Annotated in this window: 26 protein-coding genes; 11 read left to right on the top strand and 15 right to left on the bottom strand. The window is 34.9% G+C overall.

What is annotated here, in order from left to right:
* Positions 1 to 262 precede the first annotated feature (262 nt).
* The 5 genes from tssD to tssO form a co-directional block, all read right to left on the bottom strand.
* The gene (gene tssD, locus BLS98_RS20260; RefSeq protein ID WP_045493871.1) at positions 263 to 670 is read right to left on the bottom strand and encodes a type VI secretion system tube protein TssD; all 408 of its coding nucleotides are present in this window, start codon (positions 668 to 670) and stop codon (positions 263 to 265) included.
* A gap of 356 nt (positions 671 to 1,026) precedes the next feature.
* Entirely contained in the window at positions 1,027 to 3,432 is a 2,406-nt protein-coding gene (gene tssR / locus BLS98_RS20255; protein WP_089738856.1) for a type VI secretion system protein TssR domain-containing protein, read from the bottom strand.
* A gap of 47 nt (positions 3,433 to 3,479) precedes the next feature.
* Positions 3,480 to 4,391, bottom strand: a complete 912-nt coding sequence (locus BLS98_RS20250) for a PKD domain-containing protein (protein WP_089738854.1) — start codon at positions 4,389 to 4,391, stop codon at positions 3,480 to 3,482.
* Positions 4,392 to 4,443: 52 nt separating this feature from the next.
* Entirely contained in the window at positions 4,444 to 4,971 is a 528-nt protein-coding gene (locus tag BLS98_RS20245) for a type VI secretion system transmembrane protein TssO (RefSeq protein WP_089738852.1), read from the bottom strand.
* 11 nt (positions 4,972 to 4,982) lie between these two features.
* Positions 4,983 to 5,492, bottom strand: a complete 510-nt coding sequence (gene tssO / locus BLS98_RS20240) for a type VI secretion system TssO (RefSeq protein WP_228425266.1) — start codon at positions 5,490 to 5,492, stop codon at positions 4,983 to 4,985.
* Between the two features lie 204 nt (positions 5,493 to 5,696).
* Here tssO and BLS98_RS20235 point away from each other — a divergent pair, with 204 nt between their 5' ends.
* The 7 genes from BLS98_RS20235 (at position 5,697) to BLS98_RS20205 (ending at position 13,330) form a co-directional block, all read left to right on the top strand.
* Positions 5,697 to 6,368 (top strand): response regulator transcription factor, encoded by a 672-nt coding sequence (locus BLS98_RS20235; RefSeq protein ID WP_089738850.1) that lies wholly within the window; start codon positions 5,697 to 5,699, stop codon positions 6,366 to 6,368.
* 264 nt (positions 6,369 to 6,632) lie between these two features.
* Complete coding sequence (locus BLS98_RS20230; RefSeq protein WP_002984212.1) at positions 6,633 to 6,923, top strand: HU family DNA-binding protein; 291 nt, start codon at positions 6,633 to 6,635, stop codon at positions 6,921 to 6,923.
* A 367-nt stretch (positions 6,924 to 7,290) separates the two neighbouring features.
* Positions 7,291 to 8,853, top strand: a complete 1,563-nt coding sequence (locus BLS98_RS20225) for an Rne/Rng family ribonuclease (RefSeq protein WP_089738849.1) — start codon at positions 7,291 to 7,293, stop codon at positions 8,851 to 8,853.
* A gap of 79 nt (positions 8,854 to 8,932) precedes the next feature.
* Positions 8,933 to 10,339: a T9SS type A sorting domain-containing protein gene (locus BLS98_RS20220; protein ID WP_089738847.1), complete on the top strand. Its 1,407-nt coding sequence runs from the start codon at positions 8,933 to 8,935 to the stop codon at positions 10,337 to 10,339.
* Between the two features lie 82 nt (positions 10,340 to 10,421).
* Positions 10,422 to 11,816, top strand: a complete 1,395-nt coding sequence (locus tag BLS98_RS20215) for a T9SS type A sorting domain-containing protein (protein ID WP_089738846.1) — start codon at positions 10,422 to 10,424, stop codon at positions 11,814 to 11,816.
* Positions 11,817 to 11,985: 169 nt separating this feature from the next.
* On the top strand, positions 11,986 to 12,453 hold the full coding sequence (locus BLS98_RS20210; RefSeq protein WP_089738843.1) for an OsmC family protein: 468 nt from the start codon (positions 11,986 to 11,988) through the stop codon (positions 12,451 to 12,453).
* A gap of 226 nt (positions 12,454 to 12,679) precedes the next feature.
* Entirely contained in the window at positions 12,680 to 13,330 is a 651-nt protein-coding gene (locus BLS98_RS20205; RefSeq protein ID WP_228425268.1) for a response regulator transcription factor, read from the top strand.
* 236 nt (positions 13,331 to 13,566) lie between these two features.
* Here BLS98_RS20205 and BLS98_RS20200 read toward each other — a convergent pair whose 3' ends face one another.
* The 6 genes from BLS98_RS20200 to BLS98_RS20175 all read right to left on the bottom strand — a co-directional run bounded on the left by BLS98_RS20200 (position 13,567) and on the right by BLS98_RS20175 (position 19,034).
* Positions 13,567 to 15,078 (bottom strand): carboxypeptidase-like regulatory domain-containing protein, encoded by a 1,512-nt coding sequence (locus BLS98_RS20200; protein WP_089738841.1) that lies wholly within the window; start codon positions 15,076 to 15,078, stop codon positions 13,567 to 13,569.
* A gap of 11 nt (positions 15,079 to 15,089) precedes the next feature.
* On the bottom strand, positions 15,090 to 16,454 hold the full coding sequence (locus tag BLS98_RS20195; RefSeq protein WP_089738839.1) for a CsgG/HfaB family protein: 1,365 nt from the start codon (positions 16,452 to 16,454) through the stop codon (positions 15,090 to 15,092).
* Between the two features lie 26 nt (positions 16,455 to 16,480).
* A complete protein-coding gene (locus BLS98_RS20190; protein WP_089738837.1) occupies positions 16,481 to 16,891 on the bottom strand; it encodes a curli production assembly/transport component CsgF in 411 nt (136 codons plus the stop codon).
* 11 nt (positions 16,892 to 16,902) lie between these two features.
* Positions 16,903 to 17,637 carry a curli production assembly/transport protein CsgE gene (locus tag BLS98_RS20185; RefSeq protein WP_228425269.1) on the bottom strand — a complete coding sequence of 245 codons (735 nt, stop codon included), beginning with the start codon at positions 17,635 to 17,637 and terminating at the stop codon, positions 16,903 to 16,905.
* Positions 17,638 to 17,644: 7 nt separating this feature from the next.
* Positions 17,645 to 18,043 (bottom strand): hypothetical protein, encoded by a 399-nt coding sequence (locus tag BLS98_RS20180; RefSeq protein WP_089738833.1) that lies wholly within the window; start codon positions 18,041 to 18,043, stop codon positions 17,645 to 17,647.
* 172 nt (positions 18,044 to 18,215) lie between these two features.
* A complete protein-coding gene (locus BLS98_RS20175; RefSeq protein ID WP_089738831.1) occupies positions 18,216 to 19,034 on the bottom strand; it encodes a hypothetical protein in 819 nt (272 codons plus the stop codon).
* A gap of 364 nt (positions 19,035 to 19,398) precedes the next feature.
* On the opposite strand from BLS98_RS20175, the gene BLS98_RS20170 reads away from it, so the two are divergent.
* The 4 genes from BLS98_RS20170 to BLS98_RS20155 are packed head-to-tail and all read left to right on the top strand — an operon-like array spanning position 19,399 to position 22,647.
* Positions 19,399 to 20,028, top strand: a complete 630-nt coding sequence (locus tag BLS98_RS20170; RefSeq protein WP_089738829.1) for an NUDIX hydrolase — start codon at positions 19,399 to 19,401, stop codon at positions 20,026 to 20,028.
* Positions 20,029 to 20,055: 27 nt separating this feature from the next.
* The gene (locus tag BLS98_RS20165) at positions 20,056 to 20,862 is read left to right on the top strand and encodes a lysophospholipid acyltransferase family protein (protein WP_045493822.1); all 807 of its coding nucleotides are present in this window, start codon (positions 20,056 to 20,058) and stop codon (positions 20,860 to 20,862) included.
* A 3-nt stretch (positions 20,863 to 20,865) separates the two neighbouring features.
* Positions 20,866 to 21,303 (top strand): hypothetical protein, encoded by a 438-nt coding sequence (locus BLS98_RS20160; RefSeq protein ID WP_089738828.1) that lies wholly within the window; start codon positions 20,866 to 20,868, stop codon positions 21,301 to 21,303.
* Between the two features lie 6 nt (positions 21,304 to 21,309).
* Complete coding sequence (locus BLS98_RS20155) at positions 21,310 to 22,647, top strand: UDP-N-acetylmuramate--L-alanine ligase (RefSeq protein ID WP_089738827.1); 1,338 nt, start codon at positions 21,310 to 21,312, stop codon at positions 22,645 to 22,647.
* Positions 22,648 to 22,730: 83 nt separating this feature from the next.
* Here the strand turns inward: BLS98_RS20155 and BLS98_RS20150 are convergent, their stop codons facing one another.
* The 4 genes from BLS98_RS20150 to BLS98_RS20135 all read right to left on the bottom strand — a co-directional run bounded on the left by BLS98_RS20150 (position 22,731) and on the right by BLS98_RS20135 (position 25,833).
* Positions 22,731 to 23,165: a hypothetical protein gene (locus BLS98_RS20150; RefSeq protein ID WP_089738825.1), complete on the bottom strand. Its 435-nt coding sequence runs from the start codon at positions 23,163 to 23,165 to the stop codon at positions 22,731 to 22,733.
* A 61-nt stretch (positions 23,166 to 23,226) separates the two neighbouring features.
* Positions 23,227 to 23,673, bottom strand: coding sequence for a lipocalin family protein (locus BLS98_RS20145; protein ID WP_089738823.1), 447 nt, complete (start codon positions 23,671 to 23,673; stop codon positions 23,227 to 23,229).
* A 58-nt stretch (positions 23,674 to 23,731) separates the two neighbouring features.
* A complete protein-coding gene (locus BLS98_RS20140; protein WP_089738821.1) occupies positions 23,732 to 24,784 on the bottom strand; it encodes an NAD(P)H-dependent flavin oxidoreductase in 1,053 nt (350 codons plus the stop codon).
* 173 nt (positions 24,785 to 24,957) lie between these two features.
* Entirely contained in the window at positions 24,958 to 25,833 is an 876-nt protein-coding gene (locus BLS98_RS20135; RefSeq protein WP_089738820.1) for an aldo/keto reductase, read from the bottom strand.
* Positions 25,834 to 26,166: the final 333 nt, after the last annotated feature.

Raw genomic sequence — 26,166 nt, 5'->3', positions numbered from 1 at the left:
CCGGTTGATCCCTGCATGATGGTTTTCAGATACGCCATCAGCATTTTGTGATGGGCGGAAAGAAGAACCCTTTGTCTTTGTTTCGGTTTTCATATGCATTGTGTTTAGTTTAGTATTAAAGATAACAATATTTTACAGAACATCCATCATATCAATAGGATACGAAATAATTAATCGATATAAAATTTGATGTCAGGCAAAAAAAGACCGTCATTAAAATGGACAGTCTTTTTTTTATGAATGTTGATAATGTGTAACAATTTTAGCTTGTTGGCCAAAGTCCTGCATATTCAGAATTACCATAGCTAATGGTTTCAGCGCTCACTATAAAGCTAATGTACATACTGTTGCTGTCTACAGCATCAAATTCTACTTGGTGCTGGATAACATAACCGTTTTGCCAGTTCAAAGTGATTAATGTTCCTTCTTCGTGAGATTTGTTGAAAGTAATTTCTCCTACTGTTGGCTTATATTTTCCGTTCAGTAAACTTTCTAAGATATCTGATTTTTCAGTAGCTTCTACTGTAACTTTGATTAATGCGTTAGATGGGTCTGATGCTACACGTCCTGATACGTCTGTTGATCTTGATACGCTGTAGTTCATTTTTAATAATTTCTGACCTTCTCCGTTATTGAATTTTAAGATTCCTCTCGAATTTCTTTCTGCCATGATTTGTAAATTTTAATCGTTAGTAATATTTTGTGATTCAGTGATTGTGTAGCAAATATAAAAGGTCTTTTTCTCTAAAAAAAACTTTTCACCATAAATTTGAAAAATTGTAGTAGTTCTACGACTTTTTGTAGTAATTCTACGACATTGGATTTACGAACACCACTATAACTACCACTAATAAAGCATTTTAAACTTTATCTCCAATTAATGAAAAAATATACTTTTACACCTGAATGAGAAATAACAGACAAAATCAATGTGAAAAATCAAGATTTTCACCTCAAAATTTCACCCTGAAAATAAAAAAGCAGAAGTAAAGTTACTTCTGCTTTTTATGATGATAAAACTAACAATTAATGTTTAGTATATTCCGGTGCTTCTGTTGGGGCCATTGTAGGAGTAAAGAACTCGTTCAACCAATAGAAGGTCTGTCCGTTTTGCTGGATCTTCACTGCCGGATTGTTTCTGTGATTTAGCATTCTTTCTGCCAGATCTTTGTAGTGATGGAAATAAGTTCTTACCGTTTCATTACGAACTATTTTAGATTTCTTCCATCCTTTAAGTTTGAACTTAGCCAATATCTCTTCTTCAGAAAGATCAAATCCTGTACTCATTCCGATGGCATAAGACATTGGTAATTCATAAAGATCTCCTTTATCTAAGAACTTGATGGTTGGATTGTATTTCTTTAATAGTCTTACATATTCCTTGATTGCTTTTGACTGGCTGAAACCTGGTTTATCTGGTTCTGTATTTCTGTATACTTCAGAATAGAAAGCTTTAAGATTATCATATTCGGATTCAGAAATAAGAATTCCTTTTTCTACACTTGGAGTAATTTCTTTCAGCTCTTTTGGTAAATATCCTTTTACAAGGAATGGGTTTCCATAGTTGATAAGCTGTGCAGCAATTCCTGCAGAAACTGGGTTAGTAAGTCCTGGATACAGATATTTATATTTTAAATCTACATCTGTTTTCCCGGCTCCTACTGAAGAATGGAAATATTCATTCAGTGATTTATCTACATTCTGATTATCTAAAGTAACCTGTGCAATAAGGCTGTCTACTGACTTTTTAAGGAATCCAGGGGTAGCTACATCTCCTTTTTTAGGGAAGATTACAAATCCCTGAGACATACTCTGCTTAGGATAAGCTAAAGAGAAGAACCCTGCATCTCCCTCTACAAGGCTGAAATTATTCTTAGTAAGAACATCAGACTGATTAATGATCTTTTGCTTTTTAAGCTCAGCAATATTTTTAGCAGTATTGGTTACCACGTTCTCAGCCATCAATACAAAATCATTGTAAGTATCTGAAGATCTTGCGCTGGTCTGGAACATAATTAATCTTGCCTGAGCCTGAGTAAGAGAACCAATTACACTGTACATATTTCCGCTTTGGTTAGCAGACGTCCCTACAGTAACTACGATATTGGTTTCATCCGGAACATTAGCAAGAAGGTTTCCAGCGGCAGAAAGAGCTTCTCCTACCGGTTGGTAGCCATTATTGCTGGCACAGTTCATTTCATTCGTTTTCTGATCGATAAACGTTGTAATCTTACTGTAGTCATTACTTAGGTTGGAAACCGCAGTATTGTTACCACAAGTATTGTTTTTATATAAAACCACACCATATTTTACGTTATTGAAATACGATGGTTTTTCAAATCTAAGCTGAAGATCCTGTAATAATGATTTTACAATAGGTGCATACGGTGCATTTCCGGCACTTATATCCAATGCAAAAACAATATTGATGTTTTTATCTCTATCTGTAATTTCTTTATAGCGATCGAAATAGATAGGTTCTCCCAATACGTTAAACACGTAGTTTTTACTGTAATCAAGGATATTGGTAAAATACTTAGTTTTAGAGTCTGGAGTTGGAGTTTCATTTAAAGCCAGGTTTACTGGGAAGATATTTTCCAGAGGTTTTCTCTTATTTACATCTGTAAGAAGAATAGCAGTTTTATTATCTGCATCCGATCCTGATGCACCTGGATACCCTTCACGTACTCCTAACTCAGTTTCAGTAATCCCTGTTGTATTTTTAAGTTTGATAGCTGAACGCTCACCCCATGTAGAAATTACGTTGGAGCTTACCCATCCGTAAAGCCCCTTCCCAATACTATCGATATCAACAGATGGCTTTTTACCTACCAGGAATCTTTTGTTATTTTCAGCCTGCTTATACACATACACCATCTGCCCGTTAGGGATCTTAACATTGGCTGTTTCAATAAGACTTGGTGAGTTGAAAACCATGATAGAGTCATTCTTGTAGTATCTTTCAGCGCTTCTGATAACCTCACTGTTATTAGGGACTACAGCTACTCTTACAGGATATCCTGTTCTTTCATTTTTCAGGGAGTGATTCCATAAAAGCAGGTCAGATTCATGGATCCAGCCATATGTTTTAATAGATTTTGAGGAGACTTTTTTCATTAAGGCATCCGGAACATATTCCGCTACCTTTACCATTCCGTCTCTATGTTTCAGAACCATTAAAGGTTCCAGAAATTTTACTTCTTTATATGATTTTTCATCATCTTTATCCAAATAAGCCGTATTTCTCGATCTGTCTGAAATAACGATCCATGGAACGGATTTTTTAGGATATCCGTTGACAACTGTTGAATTATCTACCTGTCCATATTGAGAAGGTTCAGGTGTTTTTTTTGACGGAAGCTTTACCTGGCAACTCGTCAACAATACTGATAATCCTATATAATATGCTGCTAGAGGAAATTTATTTTTCATCCTATTTTATCTTTTTATGATTGGCACATCCGGAGAACCGGACGGTATTATTTGCTTTGGTTTATTTCTACTTTCGTTACACAGTTCTGTGTATCATCTAAATTTACCTTTACAGTCTGGATCACAGTATTTTTATCAAACTGAAGACCTGCACAGTACATGTAGAAGTTATTTACTTTACTGTCGTTTACTTTTACCACTGTGTTTTCATTGTTACACAGGTAAGTTTTTAACAGGTAATTGTAGTGCATATTGAAGCTATTACCGTTTGCAATCTGTTGTAAGTGATATTTGAAATCGTTATCAATTTTCGCATAAGAATCTTCTACAGATACTTCTTCCTGTTCTAAGGAATTGTAAGCCGGAAGAATTTTGATACGGTGGTAAATAGGCTCCTGACTTTCTTCTGTGTACAGCGTCACGAGATAATCTCCAGGTTTTTTATAAGCATAGATAGCCAGCTTATCTTTGGAATCTGTATTTCCTGTTTCGCCAAACTTCCATGCAAATTGTGCCGCATTGGACACAGCACGGAACTGTACGTTCTCATTCTGCATTGCCTGCGTTTGAGCTTCTATAATTGTTTTAGACTTTACACTGTCCTTAGGCTGTTTAACGCTTCTTGCTGTTACCATTACCGGGAAGGATTTTGTGTACTTATTGTCAACAATCAAACTTACCTGGTAATATCCAGGTTTATTATAGAAGTGGATTCCGCTGTTTTTATCAGAAGTTGTTCCGTCTGCAAAATTCCATCTTTTGGTTTTTGCAAACTGGGTTTTATCTTCAAATAAAAGGGTATCTCCTACCGACAATGTAGATGGATAAACTACTGCAACAATATCATCAGCAGAGTGGATCACTTTTTTCTGCAGCCATAGTGCAACAAGTGCTGCAATGAGCAATGTTGCAATAACACCGATAATAATGTTCTTCTTGTTCTTTTGAAAATAATTCATAGTTAATAATTGTGATGTGTTTTATTTAAAGTTCCTAAATTCATTGGTTAGTTTATTGAGTACGAGCTTTCAAATCACTCTTACGCTGATAAATCTTATCCTGTTTGTCCTTAAATCCTATTCTGCATTCTTCCACCTGCTTTTCAAACCTTTTGATATCTTCTGAAGTGGTTGAAATTACCTTTTTATCTTCGTAGTACATCTTATAGAATCTAGCAATTTGCGGGTAGGCATCTTTTCGGGTATCAATGATATTTTCATTACGTTTAAAGTAATCATTCAGATCATTAACTCCCACAAAGATATTATTTTCCACAAAAGGCTGTGGTGCCTCATCCGTAAGCTTCGTAATCATGGTATAGGTACTGTCCATGATTGGAATAATAATTTTTTGGTGTTGTTCAAATTCGGCCTTCTGTTCAAGATTCTGAATTCCCCTTACGTCTTCATCAGAAAACGGAGATTCAAATCCTTTTAGAAAAATAATTCCTAAAAATATCATGGCAGCTACAAGCATCAGTATTAAATAAAAAAACTGATAATGCCTTTCCTTTTTAGATAGTGTAATTTGTCCTTGCATATCTTTATTTTTTATCTTCTTCTACCTCCTGTGAAATTTCTTGTAGGGTCTTTTCTAAGCTCATTATTGGCTCTGTTTACTTTTCCCATACATTCATCAAGGTCTCTGAGAACTGTTTTCTTTTTGAAATCTACCCCAATAATCTTAGTCTTTAAAGCAAGCATAGGTTCTATCTGCTTCATTAATGTAGCGTAGTGCTTAAAGTTTGTGATACTGTCTTTCCCCATAACACTTTTAACACTTCCTACGTTATCCATAATATTGGTTCTAAGAAAAGCCTCATTCTTCACCTTATTCATATCAAGCTGGGCCATTTTTTCGTAAATATCATCTACACTAAGCTTAAGCAGATCACTTCTACGCATTAATTCCTTGTAAGCTTCAGCTTCGCGACTTATCCCTTCACGTTGTATATCATAGCTCTTAAAGAAGAGGTATAAACAACTAAAGGATACCATAGACAAGACGGCAAAAGAAAGAATAAACTTCCAAATGCCTGTTCTGACGTCAGATTTGTTCAATTTTTTTTCCCTATTCGAAGACATATATTTGCGATTTGTTTGGCCTGTGAAAGTATAAAAAAATTTTTTTATGCACAATACGTATTTTCCCCGCTCCGATTTCGTGAAAACCCGGTTTAAATTAATATTAATTTTCTCTTTCATAAGTTTTTCATAAATTAGGCCTCTGAATTTTAAATATCATTCGCCAAATCGATATTAAGAATGAGTAAAATATTATCTAATACCGTGCGTTTTTCTATAGCAGACAGCGATTTTTATTTTAAAAAAATAATGATCAAAACCTTAATGGAAAACCCTTTCTATATGCTGTTGAACGACTGTAACAATGGCCACGAGCTTGTAAACAGAATTTACAGAAGACAGGAAGATGTATTCATTATTGAGCTATTTATGCCGGTATTGAGTGGAATTGAAGCAATTAAATATATAAGGAAAAATAACGCAGAAACGCCTATTATCACTTATTCCGGGACTTACCAGGAAGATATGGCTGAGATTCTGTCGAGAATTCCTAATATATATTATTGTCAGAAGAACAGTACCATTATTAAGGACATTATTAAAGGAAGTATTGCTTCTGATGAGTTTGATTATCAAACCTATTCAAAAGAATGGGAACAGCAGCCGCTTGCCGTACAGGAATATATGGACAGGCAGAAGAAAGGACAGGAAGAACTTTCTCCGGCTGAGATACAGCTTATGAGATTCTGCTACGAAGGCTTCAGTAATAAAGAAATTGCAGAAAAACTGAACCTGAGTACAAGAACAATTGATACTTACATTAACCGATTAACGGAGAAATTGGGATTAAAAACTAAACTTCATCTTATCCGTTTCTGTGTAGAAAATGGGTACTACAATTCCAGTATGTAGAAATTATATTATGAGGCATGGAGAGGGTAACAGAAAGCTCTGGTAAATTGATGGTTATACATCTCATTTTTTTACCATTATTGATGATTTCACATCATTAAACAGCAATATTATTTTATTATTAAATTATCTTCAACCTGCGTTAATATAGCATATACATTAATATCTCAACTATTTGAACAAAAATATTTTGCCACTAATTTGCTAGTATTCAATTTTTTTAACTAAATTTGCACACCTAAAATTTAAAATTAAAATAAGGAAATGACAAAGGCAGAATTGGTAAACACCATCTCAAATAAGTTGGGAACAGAAAAGAATGAAACACAGAAAGTTGTAGAAGCTTTTATGCAGGAGATCAGAACTTCTATGTATAATGGGGATAACGTTTATCTGAGAGGTTTTGGATCTTTTATCATTAAAACAAGAGCTGCTAAAACAGGAAGAAATATTTCTAAGAACACTGCGATTGAGATTCCTGCTCATAACATTCCTGCTTTCAAACCATCAAAATCTTTTGTTGAGAAAGTAAAAACGAAAGTTGCAGTAAAATAAGAACATTAACTGAATATTAACTAGTTACTAAAAAATTAAAATTATGCCAAGCGGAAAGAAAAGAAAAAGACACAAGGTTGCGACTCACAAAAGAAAGAAAAGAAGAAGAGCGAACAGACATAAGAAAAAATAATCTCTTTTTCTCGAGATTTACAATATAATATATAGTTGGTGATTTTAAATTTTTAAAGTTCACCGACTATATTTTTGTTTGCAACTATAAGATTCCGCGGAAAACGGAGCGTTTCAAATATTATTTTAATAAAAATATAATGGTTTTCATTCTAAATCCTTATATTTAATAGATGAATTAATCTAGAACAATACCAATTTCCTAAAATCTTAACAATTTTTATCTGATAACAAAATGAAGAAAGAACTAATAGTTTCGCATGAAGATGATCTTACAAAGATTGCACTGCTGGAAGACGGAAGACTATGTGAACTTCATGAGCAAGAGGACAAAAGCGATTTTATAGTTGGAGATCTGTTTATTGGAAGAGTAAAAAAACTGGCACCTAACCTGAATGCAGCATTCGTAAATATAGGATATGACAAGGATGCATTCCTGCATTATCAGGATCTGGGACCACAATATCTTACCTACAGAAAGTTTTTAAAAGACACGATCTCTAAAAAACAAAATTCTTCAAGCTTAAAAAATTTCGAGATACAGCCCGAAATAGATAAAAACGGAACGGTAGATAAAGTTATTGCAAAAGACGATATTGTTCTTTTACAAATTACCAAGGAACCTATTTCTACAAAAGGTCCCAGAATTTCTACCCAAGTTTCACTGACAGGACGTTTTTTGGTTTTAATTCCATTCGACAATAAGGTTTCCATTTCTAAAAAAATCAAAAGTTTTGAGGAAAAGGAAAGATTAAGAACCCTGATCGACAGCATTAAGCCTGAAGGTTTTGGAGTTATTATAAGAACCGTTGCCGAAGGAAAAAAGGTAGCAGACCTTCATAATGACATGAATCAGCTGATTCAAAAATGGGAAAGCACCTTTAAAAATATCCAAAGAAACAAAGTCCCGTCTAAAGTTTTAAGCGAAGAAGACAAAGCTTCAGCTATTTTAAGAGACAATTTTAATCAGGATTTCGTAAATATCATCTGCGATGATGAGCAAATGGTAAACGAAATGACCAATTACGTTGAAGTAATTGCTCCTGAAAAGAAAAATATTGTCCAGTTTTATGATTCTCATATTCCACTTCTGGAATATTACAATGTTGAAAAACAGCTTAAACAGAGCTTCGGAAAACACGTAAACATACCAAGCTCCAAAGGCGCTTATCTTGTTATTGAACACACAGAAGCACTTCACGTAGTAGACGTTAACTCCGGAAATAATATCACCACCGGAACTGCTGTTAATAAAGAACACGCTCTTAAAGTAAACAAAATGGCAGCCACTGAGATTGCCAGACAGCTCCGCCTCCGTGATATGGGAGGAATCATTGTGATTGACTTCATCGACATGATCAATTCTGATCACAGAAGAGATCTCTACGAACATCTAAAAGAGGAAATGAAGCGCGACAAAGCTCGCCACAAAATCCTTCCTCCAAGTAAATTCGGCCTGATTCAGATTACCAGACAAAGAAACCGTCCGGAAAAACAGATCGAAACCAAAGAAGAAAACCCGAACAAAGACGGAGAAATTGTAGCTCCAATTGTTATCGTGGAAAGAATGGGTGAAACACTAAGAAACATTCTGCAGAAAGAAAAAGGAAAAATCTACCTGCATGTACACCCATTTGTAGAAGCTTATTTAACAAAAGGCTTACTTAAAAGTATCCAAATGAAATGGTTCATGAAGTACAAAAAATGGGTAACCATTGTACCAAGGGATTCTTTTAAATATTTAGAATACAAAATTTACAATTCTAAAAAAGAAGAATTGATTGAATTTTCTAATTAAGACAAAATTTAAAACCTTCAGTTTTTACTGAAGGTTTTTTTATTATATTTGCAACAAAACAACATAAAACTCAAACAGAATGAAAAAAAATCTATTACTGGTTACCCTGGTAACTCAGGCTATTTCTGCCCAAATTACATCTTATGATAACAATTTTGCTTCTCATGGGAAGTATACCATTGCCGAAGCATCCAGTTCCCACTACAACAATATTGTTCAAAATTCAGACGGAAGTCTTTACTTTACCTATATCAAACAAAGCGCTGCTACTGAAGTTGTATTATCTAAGCTAAATCCTAATGGAACAGTGGATACTTCTTTCGGACTCAATGGAGAAGTAAGCACTTCTTATGCATCATCCGGATTCCCAATTACTCTAAAAAAGCAAGCGGATGGCAAGATTGTTATATTAGGTTTTTATGAAGATGGTACAGCCATCACAAGAATTCTTCCTAATGGGCAGATAGATGCGGCTTTCGGAACAAATGGTACAGCTAAAATCCCTTATATTGGAGCGAGTCTTAATGTAGACAGTTTTGGATTTCATCTTCAAAATAATAAAATAATTGTATACGGTAATGCTTTTGACAGCAATTACCATCTTTTAGATTATTCTCTCGTTTACAGATTAAATGAAAACGGATCCATCGATCAGACTTTTGGAAATAATGGTTCCATCAATACCAAAGGACGTTTTGTTTTTGTGGATAATCAAACCAATATTGTAAGTCTTGCCAGAAATAGCAGCACTTATCCTTATGGTGCGCTGGAAAAATATGATAGTAATGGACAAGTGCTTTCAGCATTTGGGAACAATGGAGTTACAGCATTCCCATCAAGCCCGGGATTAATCAATACAGCTATTATGGATAGCAATAACTTTATTGTATGCATCAATAATATTGACAATGAGATTTTCCGAATAAATCCCAATGGAAGCCGGGACAATTCTTTTGTGTTTGATAATACTACAGCTCCTTTCAATGATGGTAATTTATCTGCTTCTATCACTGAAAAAAACGGAAGCTATTATATTTCATGGATAACAGGAGCAACGGGGGAAACTTTTTTAATCTCTAAGCTTACTTCAACAGGAGCCATAGATCCTTCTTTCAATTATTATTCAGAAAGCTCCACAGATCCCATATTTATTGGAAATATGCTTATCAACGAAGGAAATATTTTTGCAGTAAGAGGAAAGCAGATTTTTAAATTTATAGTAAATAACAATGCCACACTGGCTACTGCAGATTTTTCCAAAGCCAGTAGAACCTCTATCTCATTTGAAAATCCAATTAAGCAACACTTAATCTACGATACAAAAGAGACTGTGCAATCTATAGAAATTTATTCTACAAATAGCAAACTAATCAAAACTGTTCAAAACAACAACGCCAACGTTTCAGATCTTCCAACTGGAATTTATATCGTAAAGATTAGATTCGCCAATGGAAAGGAAACTACTAAAAAATTAATGAAAAATTAATAATCAACATATCCGAATGATAAAAAGGGTTTGCTTATTGTGAGCTGATCCTTTTTATTCTCAATCTAAAAAAAACACTACGATGACAAAGAATTTATTCATTGTGCTGCTTCTTGTAGCGCAAACTGCTTTTGCACAGATTATTTCTAAGGATCCTAATTTTGCAACCAATGGAAAATATCCCATGCCAGGAAATCTCACTTGGTCCATGGTCCAAAATCCTAATGGGGAAACTTATTTTACCCATAATACAAATGCCTCCACTCCTATTAATGTAACTGCGACTTATGTATCAAAACTCACAACCAATGGTATTTTAGACACAACTTTCGGAGTTAATGGAACCGCTCAATTACCTAACAACAGTTACCTCAACGAAGTTAAAATACAACCTGATGGAAAATTGATAGTTTTTGGTTTCATTAATACAGAATCAACAGCCATATCAAGGATACTTCCAAATGGCCAGCCAGACCTCACTTTTGGAACCAACGGTACTGTAATTGTACCCTCTTTAGTTCCTGATCAAAATTATGCTTCATCCGGAATTATTTTACAGAATGACAAAATACTTGTTCACGCTATTAAATACATTCAAAACGTTCAGCATCAGCATGTAGTTTTCAGACTTAATACCAATGGAAGTTTGGATACTACTTTCGGTAACAGCGGCTATACTGCCACAAAAGGAACCCCTGCCGGCAGAACATTTGTACGAATGGATAATCAATCTAATATTATCTGTTTTAGTAGTGACAGCGGATTTATTCAAAAATTTAATTCCAATGGACAACCTGTAACAAACTTTGGAACCAATGGTACTGTACCATTGCTTGACAATAATGGCTTTGGTTATGGTAGTACCAATGCAGTATTTGTGGATAGCAGCAATAAAATTCTTTTCGCACCAGCTTCAGAGGATAAGCTTCAAAGATTAAATCAGGATGGAACTTTTGATACCACATTTAATTACAATGTAGATACAAATTCAGGATTGAATGGAGGGGCATGGATTCAAAGTATTACCGAAAAAGAAGGTTCTTACTATGTTGGAGGTGCAGGTAATTCAATTAATTTAATTTCGAAAATTTCTCAAAGCGGTTTAGTAGATCCTCTTTTTAATGATTATTTACAAACAGATTCTGATGTAGAGGAAATGTTTATTCATAATAGCAATATCATGATAAGAGGAAACGGATTCATTGTAAAATATCTGCTTACTAATGGTAGTTTATCTACAGCAGATGTTGCCAAAGCAAATCCTACTATCTCTTTTGAAAATCCTGTAAAACAAGACTTGATTTATCAATCTAAAGAAAAAGTGAGCAAAATTGAAATTTATTATTCTGATGGAAAGATTGCAAAAAACATAAAAGAATCTGGTTGTTCTGTTTCTGATTTACCCAAAGGGTCTTATATAGCTAAAGTTACTTTTGAAAACGGAAGCGTCACTACCAAGAAAATGATTAAAAATTAAAATATGACCTCTGGCTTTACCAGAGGTTTTTTATTACCTTAGTGTTTATATTAAAGAGCTATTCGATGTTTTTAGGCTTGGGCTAAAGCTATTGGATTTTTTTTTAATTATAAGGCGAGCGAAAGCTTACCTCTATTGATTTTAACTGTAACACTTTTTAATTTACATTATGAAAAAGCACCACTACAAAGCTACCATTCAATGGACGGGAAACAAAGGAACAGGAACCAGCGGCTACAGAAACTACGAAAGAAGCCATACCATTTCAGTAGAAAATAAGGCTCTGATTGAAGGATCCTCTGACCCGGCCTTCCGTGGAGACAAAACGAAACACAATCCTGAAGATATGTTTCTAACTTCTCTTTCTTCCTGTCATATGCTCTGGTATCTTCATTTTTGCTCTGAAGCTGGTGTAATTGTCACCAATTATATTGATGAAGCCACCGGAATTATGGAAGAAAAAGCTAATGGCAGCGGGCAATTCATAGAAGTAACACTCTATCCTACCGTTACAGTTACTGATGAATCTATGATGGAAAAAGCCAAAGAACTTCATCATAAAGCCAATGAGTTTTGTTTTATAGCCAACTCGGTTAATTTCCCTGTAAAACATATCCCTACTGTGTTAGTTAAATAAAAAAAATATACTTAAAAAAAATACTCTAAAACATCAGCAGTATCAAACAAACGCCTCTAATAACTCTAATTTTCACAATAAAAAATCAATAAAAAGAGATTTATTTACACAATAATTAACAAAAATAACAATTTACTATAATAATCATCATAAAAAATTCAAATTATTTATCAATTTTATTCATTATGTTAAGTTTTTTTCATATTTTTATATAAATAAAACTACCATGATGAAACCAAGATTAACTATTTTCGATGAACCCATGCTATATACTGAAGGGTTATCAAAATTATTAATGCAGAGCAAAATTTTTAATACTATAAATATCTGCAATTCCTTAGAAAATCTTTCCAAACAATTAAGAGATCAACCACCTGAAATGCTTGTCATGAGTTCCAATATACTTATGCTTACAGAGATATGTAAATCTGTGGAAAGCATTATCACAGAACATCATCACATTAAAATCATTGTCATAGGGAGCTGTTATGATGTAATAGATATCAGAAAGCTTTTCAACAAAGGCATTAAAAGCTATCTGGATAAAAACTGCAGATATGATGAATTTCTAAAAGCTATTAATGCTTTGCTTCTGAATGAGATTTATATTTGTGACCATGCCAAGGAAAGAATGCTTAGCTTCATTAGTAATGAACAAGGGAAACGAAATTTCCATATCAGAGATCCACTTACCCGACGCGAAATGGAAATTCTAAAACTAATATGTGATGGCTTCAGCAGCAAAGACATCTCTGAAAAACTTTTTATAAGTATCAATACGGTAGAAACACATCGAAAAAAAATTCTTTTGAAACTCAACGTAAAAAACACTGCGGGAGTCGTAAAATATGCTATTGAAAATCATATTGTAGACTGACTGACAACTTCAAATCATTAACCTAAAAAATTCCAAACCTTACGGTCTGGAATTTTTTTGCCTATCCCAAATTCCTTTTAATAAAAAGTTCGGCAAACAACTGATTATTAATGTAGAGTATTAGATGTAAATGGTCATTTCGCTTCGCTTGTCAATTTTTTGTAGACCATGAAAATTCATTATTCACTTGCGAAGCAAAATTCACCATTACCATTTTTTGTATTCATTAAATCTCCCTACTCATAATCCGGCATTTCGCCATTACTGAAAAGTGTGGATCGCGAAAGGTCTGTCATATTGCTGGTCAGATCAATGACCATTACATTTCGCTGTGAAATATTATCATTGGAAGTATTCATAAAGATCACCTGAGCATTATTAGGTGAGAATCTTGGATCCAGATCATTGGTACCCAATACTTTTTCGCTTTCAGAAGAAATATCATTCACTGTATTATCTGTTAAGTTATAAATGAAGATATGAGAATCCAGCTGGCGATAATTTCCGCTTCCATCCTGATATCCTGAAATGTCACGGGTAAACAGAAGAAGCTGTCCATCTACTGAAAAATTCAGTCCTCCACTGGCTCCGGCAGATCCGGACACTACAGTTTTAAGAACATTCCCCATCATATCAATGACATAAATACTTGTATTATATCCGTTGTAGTCATTGGTTTTCAATGCAATTTTACTTCCATCATAGCTCCAATCACATTCCGAGATCATACTTCCATCCGGAGTAGTATACACCAGTGTAAGGCCACTTCCGTCTTTATTAATACGATAAAGCTTATTGAAGTTTGAATAAATAATTTCCTTACCGTTGGTACTCCATGCAAAATCCATTTCATAATTATTAAAGCCCGCTACAGGAACTGTTGTTACTTTAAAAGGATTGGAACCATCAGGATTTGCAGTATAAATGTGTGTACTTCCGCCCTCAGTTCGGAGAAAAGCAATGAGGCCTGCATTATTATTTTTCCGTGGCCGCCAGCTGTTATAGGACGAATCTGTAAACTGAAAACTATTGCCTTGTTCATCACTAGACATGATCACAAAGTTACCATTCAGCTTTCTCACATAATGATATCTGTTGGCAGGAACCGTATTGGTAGTAAATTTACCGGTCTGGCTTAAAACTGGCTGGTGAATGTCGTCCGAAACAGACACCTGCCAGAAGTAACTTACACCAAACTTCAAATTTGAAAGTGTATAATGATTTACTTTCAAATCATTAACCTGAATCACGTTAGTGTCAAGATTATTTTTAATTGTTAAACTATATTTTAAAACATCTGCCGTATCCGGATCTGTTGCACTCCAGGTCAGTTCAACACTTAATGGCTGATTGACTGCATTATCTATCGGACTTAAAAGCTGCGGTGTGGTAGGCGGAGAGTTCAGAGAAGTATCATCACTCATTTCAAACACTACCGTTACTACCTGATTTTGATTCTGCATATTAACAGACTGGAAATTGGTAATATATCCCGAAAGTTCTGCTTTCACTGAATAATTACCGATTGGCATTGCTGCAATTTCGAAAGAACCGTCAGTACCACTGAAAACAGTTTGTGTAGTAGGATTTGTGAAAATCTTCACATTGGCAAGAGGCACATTACTTCCTCTTTTCACTACTTTTCCTTTTAACATTCCTGTCTGAGCCTGTTCTACAAGGTCTTCATTACATGAAAACAGACAAAAAATTAGAATGAATATGCTGAGTATTTTGATTAAAGTTTTCATAATTCGTGTTTTTATTTGTTTCCAAGATAGAAGTTGATTCCCAATGCAAATCGTAGGGCCTGGTCTTTTCTTTTTCCATTCACCAGCCCTTCCCAATCGTCTTTAAAGCCAAGATCATATTGTGCAGAAGCTCTCAATGAAAAATTATGATCAATCATATATTCAAGCCCACCTCCAAATTGTCCTTTGTACTGAGGTTTATATTTAGAGTACAACGCCCCTGCCCCACCATAAATGTATGGGCTGAATCTGTATTTCGGAAAAAGGAGGTATTCCAGGTTAACTTCAGGGCCGAAGTAGTTTCTTTTTATAATATTTTCATTTTCAAGGGTAAAATAATTCCCACTTATCTCAACATTAAAGTTAGGGGTAAGAAAATATTTGATTCCCGCTTTTCCACCTATATTCATTTTAGGATTTACATAATCATCTTTTACCTTCTGAGCCTCTACATTTGCAAATACGGAAACTTTCTGTCTGTAATAATCAGGATATCGGCTTCCGATTACTCTTCCGCTATTATCTTCCTGTTCTTTATTATATTCTTTAATTAAGCCTTGATAACCGGCTGTATCATCTATGGATTTTCCCCATATTTTATCCTGAATTCCTTCTACAATAAGGGATTTTACTGCCTTTTCAATAGCTTCGGTTACCGCTAACTGAACGGGTTCGTTTTGGGTTAATCCCACTTCAGCTTCCAACAGCCTTTCAGTATCTATATATCTGAAAAAACTGCCATTAACACTGGTTGAAAGAATGGTTTTGGATGTATAAACTGTTTTGAGAATTTCTCCGTTAAGAGTGGAAACGGCTCGGAGATAAATGGTAATTCTATCCTGACGGTATTGTGTGGAAGCTCCAATTCCAAAATAACGGGCTCCAAGACCGCCTGTAAGGATATTACTATCGTAGGATATTACTCCTCCTTCCAGAAGAATTCCGGCGTATAGAAGTGGAGGAAGTGATTGAGTGCTTTTATCAGCATCTTTTATATATTCCTGACGTGTGGAACGGATAATTTGTCTTTCATTGAGCAGATTGGCTATATTCTCCCTTTCAATAGGAATAAACCAGCGGCTGTCTTCCAGGGCTTTGATAAGAATGGTAGTGGTTCCCTGCGGCACTGCAGTGCTCCAGTTATTACCATTTTCGGAAGGTTTGTACTGGCCGGTCTGGTCTCTGAATTTATAGACTCCTACGACTATTTTTTCTTTAGGTAAAGGCAATTTCTTTAGTTCTGCTGTGGAAGCGGTTACCTCTCCCATCGTTGGTTTTTCGGGATCCGAAGGTAAACCGAATATTGAACTACAAGCCTGTAAAACACATAGCAGAAAACTACAGAAAAAGATTCTGGTGTAAGTGTAAGTTCTCATGATAAGTTTGGTTTTAAGTTTCTATATTATTTTGGAATTACGATCTCGGACTGATCGCCTGTACCGGTATCCAAAATATTAATTAAAAGTCCTTGATTGGTATTGGTAACCTGAAGGTAAAGAGATCCGAAGAGATAATTACCCGGTTGTATACTTCCACTACCAAACTGGTCTTCAAAAAGCTTTCTTGAGAGTTCACTGAGGATTTGTCTGTTCAAGCTCTGAGTGAAACTGTCAAGAGAATTCATACGGTCAAGCAGATTAGTATAATCTTTTTTTTCATCATACGGATTTTGTGCATTGGCTGAGCTTAAAAGCCATTGATAATTAAAAGTATCTCCTCCAAATGCTGGGTTAATCGGCTTGTAAACGAGTTGCTGAGATTTCCCTTGGAAAATACCCGCAATAAAAATCAAAATAATAATTAAAGTTCTCATAGCGGACGTTTTTAATAGATAAATTCATTTTTTATAAGGTTTTTCTTTGCTGTAAATTCCTTGATATATTTTAGACTGGACGCCAACTGTTCTTTTAAATAGTCTTCTCCCGGATTGGTTATAAAACTGTAGATTATTTTATCATCCATCTGAATATTGATTTGACCGCTTGTTCCGCGAAGAGGAAGTTCAGAAATAGTGACAGCACTGCTGCTTTTGTCAGGAAGCTGACTATACTGGATATAAAACATATCGTAAAAGTCTTTTCCAACCTTGGTTTTGGTTTCATCAATGGTAAGCCCTTTAAGTTCATAAACAGCATCATCTTCTGCTTTCGCTGTCTTTTTTTTAAAAAGATCACTGTTGAGTTCAAGACTATCTTTTGCTACCAGTGCTTTAGATTCCTCATCTCTGATATAAAGGAAAGCTTTCAAAGCATCTTTTGGTTCAAGGTTTACACTGATCTCGGATAATATCTTTACTTGGTTAGGATTTACAGAAAACTTACCGCTTTGCTGATTGTTGGAGAGATTTCCTCCATTTCCTTTTTTTATAGATATTAAAAGATAGTTCAGTTCTTTATAGACGGCCGTATTATTAACTACTACAGCCTTTATTCTGATCTGGTTTTCTAGTGTAGTACTCTCTATTTTTGCGGATACTTTTTTATCCTCCTGCCCATAAGTCATAATAGACAGGAAGACAAAAAAAGTATTCAAACTCAGGATAGATAAAAGTTTCATCATTTGTGTTTTAATAATTTCTCATGAAAATGGTTCTGTTATCTCCTTTTACATTGATCTGTATACCGTCTGAAATGCTATTGCTTCCCGTAACATCAATAATATTATTACTTCCTTGCGTAATAATAGCAGCCTTGGTTTCTTTATCTGCGAATGAATTGATAAAATAAAGAGCGTTATAGTCCCCAAGCTGTCTTACAGTAATAGTTGTTTTGTTATTAAGAGAAAGTTCTGCATTATTATCGTTACCTATCTGAATGATATTAGAGTAACTCGCATTCATCTCCATATTCTGTCTGGTCATAAGGTTTAAGATTGTATTACTGTTGACCTTATCCCAGTCGATTTCCTGAGCCTGCAATGGCAATACCATACAAAGAGCTAAAACACTCCATCTTAAATTAAACATGGCATTGATATTTAAATTAAAAATTAGTCATAGAGTATGGAAGAAAACACGCCTGGTAAATAATCATATAAAATCATAATCTCCAAGCAGATGTAAGCTTTAGGTTAAAAAAGGAGAACCCACACCTGTAGTTTCTCCTTTCCATTTTAAAGATTACAGTATTAAAAAGGGCTTAGTTCGATTGATTGATAACCATAGAGTTTCCATTACCTATCTGAGTACCAAGGTGAAAATGGGAATCACCTACCTGAGTTACCCAGCTAAAGTTACCATTACCTAACTGAAGATCAATGGCTGTGTTAGAATCTCCTAATTGAACTTGATATAACTGGTTTGCGTTACCTACCTGTAGTCCTACAGCTGTATTATCATCTCCAACCTGAGCCGCAACAGCAAGATTGCTACTACCTATTTGAGTATGATTTGCCGTATTATCATTACCAGCTTGATATTGAACAAGCATATTGTTTGCTCCTATCTGAAGACCATCAGCTTCATTTCTTCTTCCTATCTGAACCTGATAAGCCATATTACCACTACCTACCTGAATAGCGGAAGCATCATTTCTTCTTCCATCCTGATATTGGAATACACCGTTACCCACCCCAATTTGCACTGAAGAAGCTTCATTTCTTCTTCCAAGTTGAATTTGTTGAGTAGAATTAAAAAGACCAAGCTGCCAGGTTGAAGCATCATTTCTATTACCTGTCTGGCTCACATTATTTGAGTTTCCGATACCGATTTGATCTACATCTATTGAGTTTCTGTTTCCATTACTCACTGCAGTATTCATATTAATGATACCTACCTGATCAATATCAGCAGTATTACGGTTCCCATTCTGTGTTAAAGAATTCATGTTCAAAAGACCTGTTTGGTCTACAGTAGCTACGTTCAGGTTTCCTATTTGGGTAGTCACATCAATATTAGACTGAGCGAAACCGAAACTCATGGCGATTAGTGTAAGCACACCTGTAAGTAAATTTTTCATCTTAGTAAAAATTAATTGGTTAATAGTAAGACAAAGGTATACGCTATAAGTAAGTGAGAAACCACCATCAAAGTGTAAATTATAAAAGTCACCATTTTTGGTTTCTAAGCTCACCATTTTTGGTATTTACGGCATCACGGATTTCAGTTACGTAGAAATACGATATTGAAGTAGAAATTATAAAATATCAATAATGAAGGATCCATTCGTATCCCTCTGCAATACTCGATAGACAATGATAATTCACTATTCCTTTGCAAAGCAAAATTCATCATTCACATTCAATGTCTTTTCATCACCACTTTATAGGTTAATTAATGTTAAGGCCTTTATTTCTTCAGGAATATATTGTTAAATTTGAGCTATGGAAAATTTTGGAAAAGATTTATTAAGGAAAATAAAAAGTGTAGAGCTTCCCGGCGAACCCGCCCATGGTGTATTTTCTCCTCCCTATCGTCCCGTTTTTACATACGATGAAGTACTTGCAAAAAATCCCAAGTTTGCAGCAGTGAATATTGTATTATATCTTAAGGATAATGAATGGTATTTTCCTTTAATCCAAAGAACGATTAATGAACATGACAGACACAGCGGACAGATTTCATTACCTGGCGGAAAACGTGAAGAAATGGATCAGGATTTTGCCGAAACAGCTGTTCGTGAGACCTCTGAAGAAATTGGAATAGATAAACATTATATGAGAATTATCCGGGAAATGTCTCCTATCTATGTTCCACCTAGTAATTTCTACGTATATCCTTATATTTCGTATACTAAAAAGAATCCGCTCTTCGTTCTTCAGCAGACTGAAGCTGTAGAGACCATCGAGTTTCCTATCACTTCTTTTTTAAATCTGTCGGATACCCCTGAAATTATGGCACTTCCAAGTGCCGGCGGAAGTGAAGTTCCCGTCATCAATTTTAATGGATATATTATCTGGGGTGCTACAGCAATGATATTAAGTGAATTCAGCCAGTTGTTGAAAAAAATGTAACTTTGCACTACCGTGTTTAATTGAAAAATGGCGAAGAAAAATATATTCACCGATGCATTCGGAACACCTTATTTTTTAAAAAGGTTTATTATTTTTATTTTAGGAGTTGTATCCTACAGAAGGTTCAACGGCTTTAATAAGTTAAAAATAACCGGAACAGAGCACCTTGTGGATCTTCCGGACTCCAATGTATTGTTTGTATCTAATCATCAGACTTATTTTGCAGATGTGGCTGCCATGTACCATGCTTTCTGTGCCGTAAATAATGGATATTTAAATACGATTAAAAATCCCATCTACCTGTTGAATCCAAAGATTGATTTTTATTATGTAGCAGCCGAAGAAACTATGAATAAAGGTATTCTTCCTAAAATATTCAAGATTGCAGGGGCTGTAACGGTAAAAAGAACCTGGAGAGCAGAAGGAAAAAATGTCAACAGAATGGTAGACATGAGCGAGGTAGACAATATTATGAAAGCACTGGACAATGGCTGGGTAGCTACCTTCCCTCAGGGAACAACATCTGCTTTTGCCCAGGGACGAAGAGGTACTGCCAAATTGGTAAAAAACCAACGTCCTATCGTGATCCCAATCAAAATTAATGGGTTCAGAAGGGCTTTTGATAAAAAAGGACTCCGTGTAAAAGTAACCGGTGTAAAACCCACCATGGAATTCAAGGCTCCGTTAGATATTGATTATGATAATGAGAAAGCACCGGAAATTCTATTGAAGATCATGACGGCCATTGAACAGACGGAAGACTTTAATGTATTACACAATTATGATGAAGAACTTAAAGCTAAAAAATTAGAACAAAAGGACTCAAATAATTAAATTATGAACAGAATAATCGGAATTTTATTCGCTATCATAGTATTCGTTTCATGCAACAGCCAAAAAGTATATTCGGATTTTGATATCAGTTATTCGAAAAGTGGCGGCGTTGCTCCTGTATATGAAAATCTGCTTATCAAAGGGAACAATGTACATTACTCCTTTGAAGGCCAGGGAAAAAAATACAAACAGGATTTTAAAATTTCAAATGAAGATCTGAAGAAACTGGATCAGGTTCTTTCCCAGAATAATTTCAGAAGAATACAGGAAGATCGTAAGAAATTATACGATAATATTTCTACTTCAATTAATATTAAAAAAGGGCCTAACGAAGGCAGTAAGTCGGATGCCAGTATGATTATTCCTAATTATCAGACGAATTGGAATAACATCCTTGAAACTTTCCAACAGATCATTAATACTAATGTTAAAAAACAGTAAATACAATTGAAAACCCACTTCATTGCTATTGGCGGAAGCGCCATGCACAATCTTGCCATCGCCTTAAAAGATAAAGGATATCAGGTTACCGGTTCAGATGATGCTATTTTTGAACCATCAAAATCCAGATTGGAGAAAAAGGGAATATTGCCTCAGGAAATGGGTTGGTTCCCGGAAAAAATCACTCCGGATATTGATGCTGTTATTCTTGGAATGCATGCTCACCAGGATAATCCTGAATTGGCAAAGGCAAAAGAATTAGGGTTAAAAATATATTCTTACCCGGAATTTTTATACGAGCAGTCTAAAAATAAAACAAGAGTAGTTATTGCCGGATCTCACGGGAAAACAACTATTACTTCTATGATTCTCCATGTTCTGAATTTCCATCAGAAAGATGTGGATTTTATGGTAGGTGCTCAACTGGAAGGTTTTGACTGTATGGTAAAATTGACTCAGGATAATGATTTCATGGTATTGGAAGGGGATGAATACCTTTCTTCACCTATCGACCTGCGTTCCAAATTTTTATTATACCAACCGAATATCGCTTTAATGAGTGGTATTGCATGGGACCACATCAATGTTTTCAAGACCTTTGATGATTATATTGAACAGTTCAGAAAATTTGTAGCAAGCATTACTCCTGGTGGTGTTTTAGTATATAATGAAGAAGATGCCGAGGTAGTGAAAGTAGTGGAAAATGCTGAAAATTATTTCAGAAAAATTCCTTACAAAACTCCTGAATATGAGATCAACAATGGGAAAGTATATTTAAAAACCGAAATGGGAGATGTTCCACTTTCTGTTTTTGGAGCTCACAACCTGTTGAATATGGAAGGAGCAAGACATATCTGCCAGCAACTGGGTATTATGGATGAGGATTTCTATGAAGCAATTATGAGCTTTAAAGGAGCATCCAAGCGTCTTGAAAAGGTAGAAAGAGAAGATAAAGGAACATTATATAAAGATTTTGCCCACGCACCAAGCAAGGTAAAAGCTGCTGTAAAAGCATTTAAGGAGCAATTTAAAAGTGAAAAGAAGTATGGCTTCCTTGAACTCCATACCTATTCCAGCTTAAATCCTGCCTTTTTAGAGCAGTATGACCATGCTATGGACGGATTGGAAGAAGCCATTGTTTTCTATTCTGAAGATGCTTTAAAAATCAAAAGAATGGAACCTATTTCTCCGGAATTCATTAAAGAGAAATTCAAAAACGAAAATCTAAGAGTTTTCACTAATGCTGAAGATCTTCACGCTTACTGGAATACACTGGATAAAACAGATGGAGTTTATCTGATGATGAGCTCAGGAAACTTTGGCGGACTGGATCTGACGAAATAAATTTAATTTGAGAATTTTAAAGTGATAATATCTCAAACTTCAACATAAAAAAATTCCTTTCAGTTTTGAAAGGAATTTTTATTTTATTTAACTCTGGTGAGATAAGTTGTAACAATATCATCTATCCCATCCATATCTATATTCATACGTTCTTCAATAATCATATTCGTTTTGGTTAGCTGTATAACAGTAGACGAAATATTCACATTATCCTTCAATATCATTTTCTTTGTTTGGGGATTATAGGTATACTTCGTTGTAACAGCAAAATCTTCAACACATTTATCATCCTTAGCAGCGTATCCTACTAATCTTGCATCAACCTCTCCGAAGTCCATTGTATTTAGTACACTACAACCGTTTGGTTCCTGAGTTATCGTTTTGTTTGTACTGGTTTGATAGGTTATTGACTTTCCTATTTTCCATGTTCCAATAATGGTGGGCTCCGGAGCAGCGTCATCATCGCTACAAGAAACTATGGCAGAAAATACAGCCAGAGATAGAAATAATTTTTTCATGTTTTTTTTAATGTAAAGGATAAAGTGATCTACAATTAATATATAGAAACATTTCCTTTTTTTATTTGATTCTTTTAAAATAGAATTTGACAACATCTTTTATTCCGTCACCATCCACATCATCAAGATGATTTTCAAGTATCATATCCGTTTGGGTTAACTGCGAAATGATATAAGGAAAATCTTTCTCGTTTTCGTACCAAAACTTTTTAGATGTGGGATCATAAGTATAGTTTCTGGTAACAACATCAGTCTGTACACAGTTATTATTTTCAGGAGCGAAAGTAGTGGACGTCATATCCTTTTCTCTAAATTCATGAGTCCCCTTTTTCTCACATTCACTGAAGGCTTTAACTTCTGTCTTTTTATTTCCTGATGTATATTTTTCAGCTTTATCAATATACCATTTCCCAATAATGGAGGCATTATTTGTTTGTGGTTCATCATCATTGCTACTGCACGATACAATTGCTGAAAATACAACGAGTAACAAAAATAATTTTTTCATGTTTAGAATTTAAAATTGTATTTAATTTCCGAAGATAATACAATTTCATTTACTTCCCTTATATTTGAAATATGAGATTTCTCAGAATCTCTTCAGTGGAAAGCTCACTGTAATCGTGGATAGACTGCCCTACCCAAATTCCAACAAAATCTGCATTCTGTTTAGATTTTGCAGCTTTTCGTAATGCGTTTGTCAGTTTATTCTGATAAGGATAAGGTAAGATATATTCGGAGTCTTCAACAGCTTCAATGTATTTGTTTCTAACTCCTCTTGCATATCTGCCTGAAAAGCTTTTCGTCAACATGATCTCATCTTCTCTCACTTTTTTGAGCCTTTCTTTTTCAAAAGGTTGCAAAGCACTTTCTTGAGAAGCCAATAGAAGATTTCCTACCTGAAACCCCTGTGCTCCTAAATCTTTTACAGCCTTTACAGTTCTTCCGTTATAAATTCCGCCTGCATAGATTAGCGGAACTTCTACATGATCGTATACCTGTGATAATAAAGATAATCCTCCAATCTGCGGAACATGGTCAGTATCAAAAGTTCCTCTATGGCCACCAGCTTCTGTGCCCTGTACACAGATGATATCAATTCCTGATTTTTCTAATATCAAAGCTTCATTTACAGAGGTACAGGTCCCAATCAGCGTTACGTCATTTTCTTTTAACTTCTGAATACTTAGGTCATCCAGGTTTCCGAAAGTAAAACTTAAAATTTTACAGTTTTCTTCAATAGCCACATCAATAAGTTCGTGATAAGATCTTACTTGGAGGTCTTCCAGATCAGGAAGGCTTACTTCAATATCATTATCTTTTGCCAGCTGTTCTAAAAACTGTTTGGTTGTAACAAATTTATCTTTTAAATCATCAGTTATTTCAGGGATGTGATGTGTAAAAATGTTAACCGCAAAAGGCTTATCCGTTAATTCTCTGGTCTCTCTAATCAGTTCAATAGATTCATCTGCCGACAGATCAGCCAATGCCAAAGAACCCAGACAGTTTGCACGGGCTGCTGCAGCAACCATCTGCACTGTACTTACTCCAAACATCGGAGCCTGAATAATAGGATATTGTACTCCCAATTTTTTACTGATTGTATCCGGCCAAAGCATAAGAAAATATTTTAATTAAAAAGGTACAAAAAATAAGAACACCTCACTTTCAACAATGGATGACATTCCTCACACTCCGACAGAAAATAAAATTCCCACAGATCTCACAAATTTCACAGATCAAAAATCTGCGGTATCTGTGGAATCTGCGGGAGATATAATGTTAATTAAACTTAAATATCCGCTACAGCATTCAACATTTTCTGTTCCCATTCAGGATCTTTTGGATCAAAGAATAGTCTTTTTCCTGTATCTAAAGTACGGACAACGTTCATTTCATCTTCTGTTAATTCAAAATCAAATACATTAAAGTTTTCTTCAATTCTTGATGGGGTCACAGACTTCGGAATCACAACAAAACCTTCCTGTAAATGCCATCTCAGAATTACCTGAGCCACTGTTTTTCCGTATTTCTCAGCAATTGCTTTCAGATCAGTATTGCTTAAAAGATTGGCATTTCCATTTCCAAGCGGGCTCCACGGTTGTGTTACAATATTATTTTCTCTGTCGTAAACCTGTAATTCTTTTTGCTGGAATACAGGATGCAGCTCAATCTGATTAATTACCGGAAGAGTCGTTGAGTTTGCTTTTAATTCTTCCAATTTTTCAACAGTAAAATTACAAACTCCAATTGCTTTAATTTTCCCTTCCTGATACAGTTCCTCTAAAGCCTTCCATGTTCCTAAGAAATCACCATACGGCCAGTGGATAAGATACATATCCAGATACTCCATCTGCAATCTGTCCAGTGTTCTCTGGAAGGCACTTTTTGCTTTTTCATAGCCATGATCCTGAACCCAGACTTTAGACGTGATAAACAATTCATCTCTGTCTACTCCACTGTTTTTTACCGCTGCTCCCACCGCAGTTTCATTTTGATAGATTGCTGCTGTATCAATCATTCGGTATCCTGTTTCAATAGCTTTGATAACAGCATTTTCACATTCTTTCAGGTCTTCCATCTGCCATACTCCAAAGCCTAAAGCAGGAATATCCACTCCGTTATTTAAAGTCACTACAGGTTGCCCCGTATAGGTTTTCTTTTGCATAAGTCTTTATTTTAATTATTAATATAAAGTGATTAAACAAATTTGCGATAAAAAAACGGAACTCTAACTTACCAATTTTACTGTTTTTTGTTAAAAAGTGTTATTAATACGTGCTTATGAATATGTTGGAAAACCGCAAAGACGCAAAGAAATTTTCCTTTCAACATGTTATAAGGCGCAAGGATTTTATCTGCGATAAAATTGAATACCGCTTATTGTAATGCCACGAATTCATGAATAAAATTATGCGGGCATAATTTTCACTTAAAGATCTATGTACCTTTGGGTTCCATTATTTTTTAAACCACATAGATTTGGAACTATATATAAATT

The sequence above is a fragment of the Chryseobacterium jejuense genome (genome assembly GCF_900100075.1).
In the GTDB taxonomy this organism is placed as follows: Bacteria; Bacteroidota; Bacteroidia; order Flavobacteriales; family Weeksellaceae; genus Chryseobacterium; species Chryseobacterium jejuense.
The sequence above is the reverse complement of the archived record's forward strand: the minus strand, read 5'-3'. Positions and strand labels throughout refer to the sequence as shown.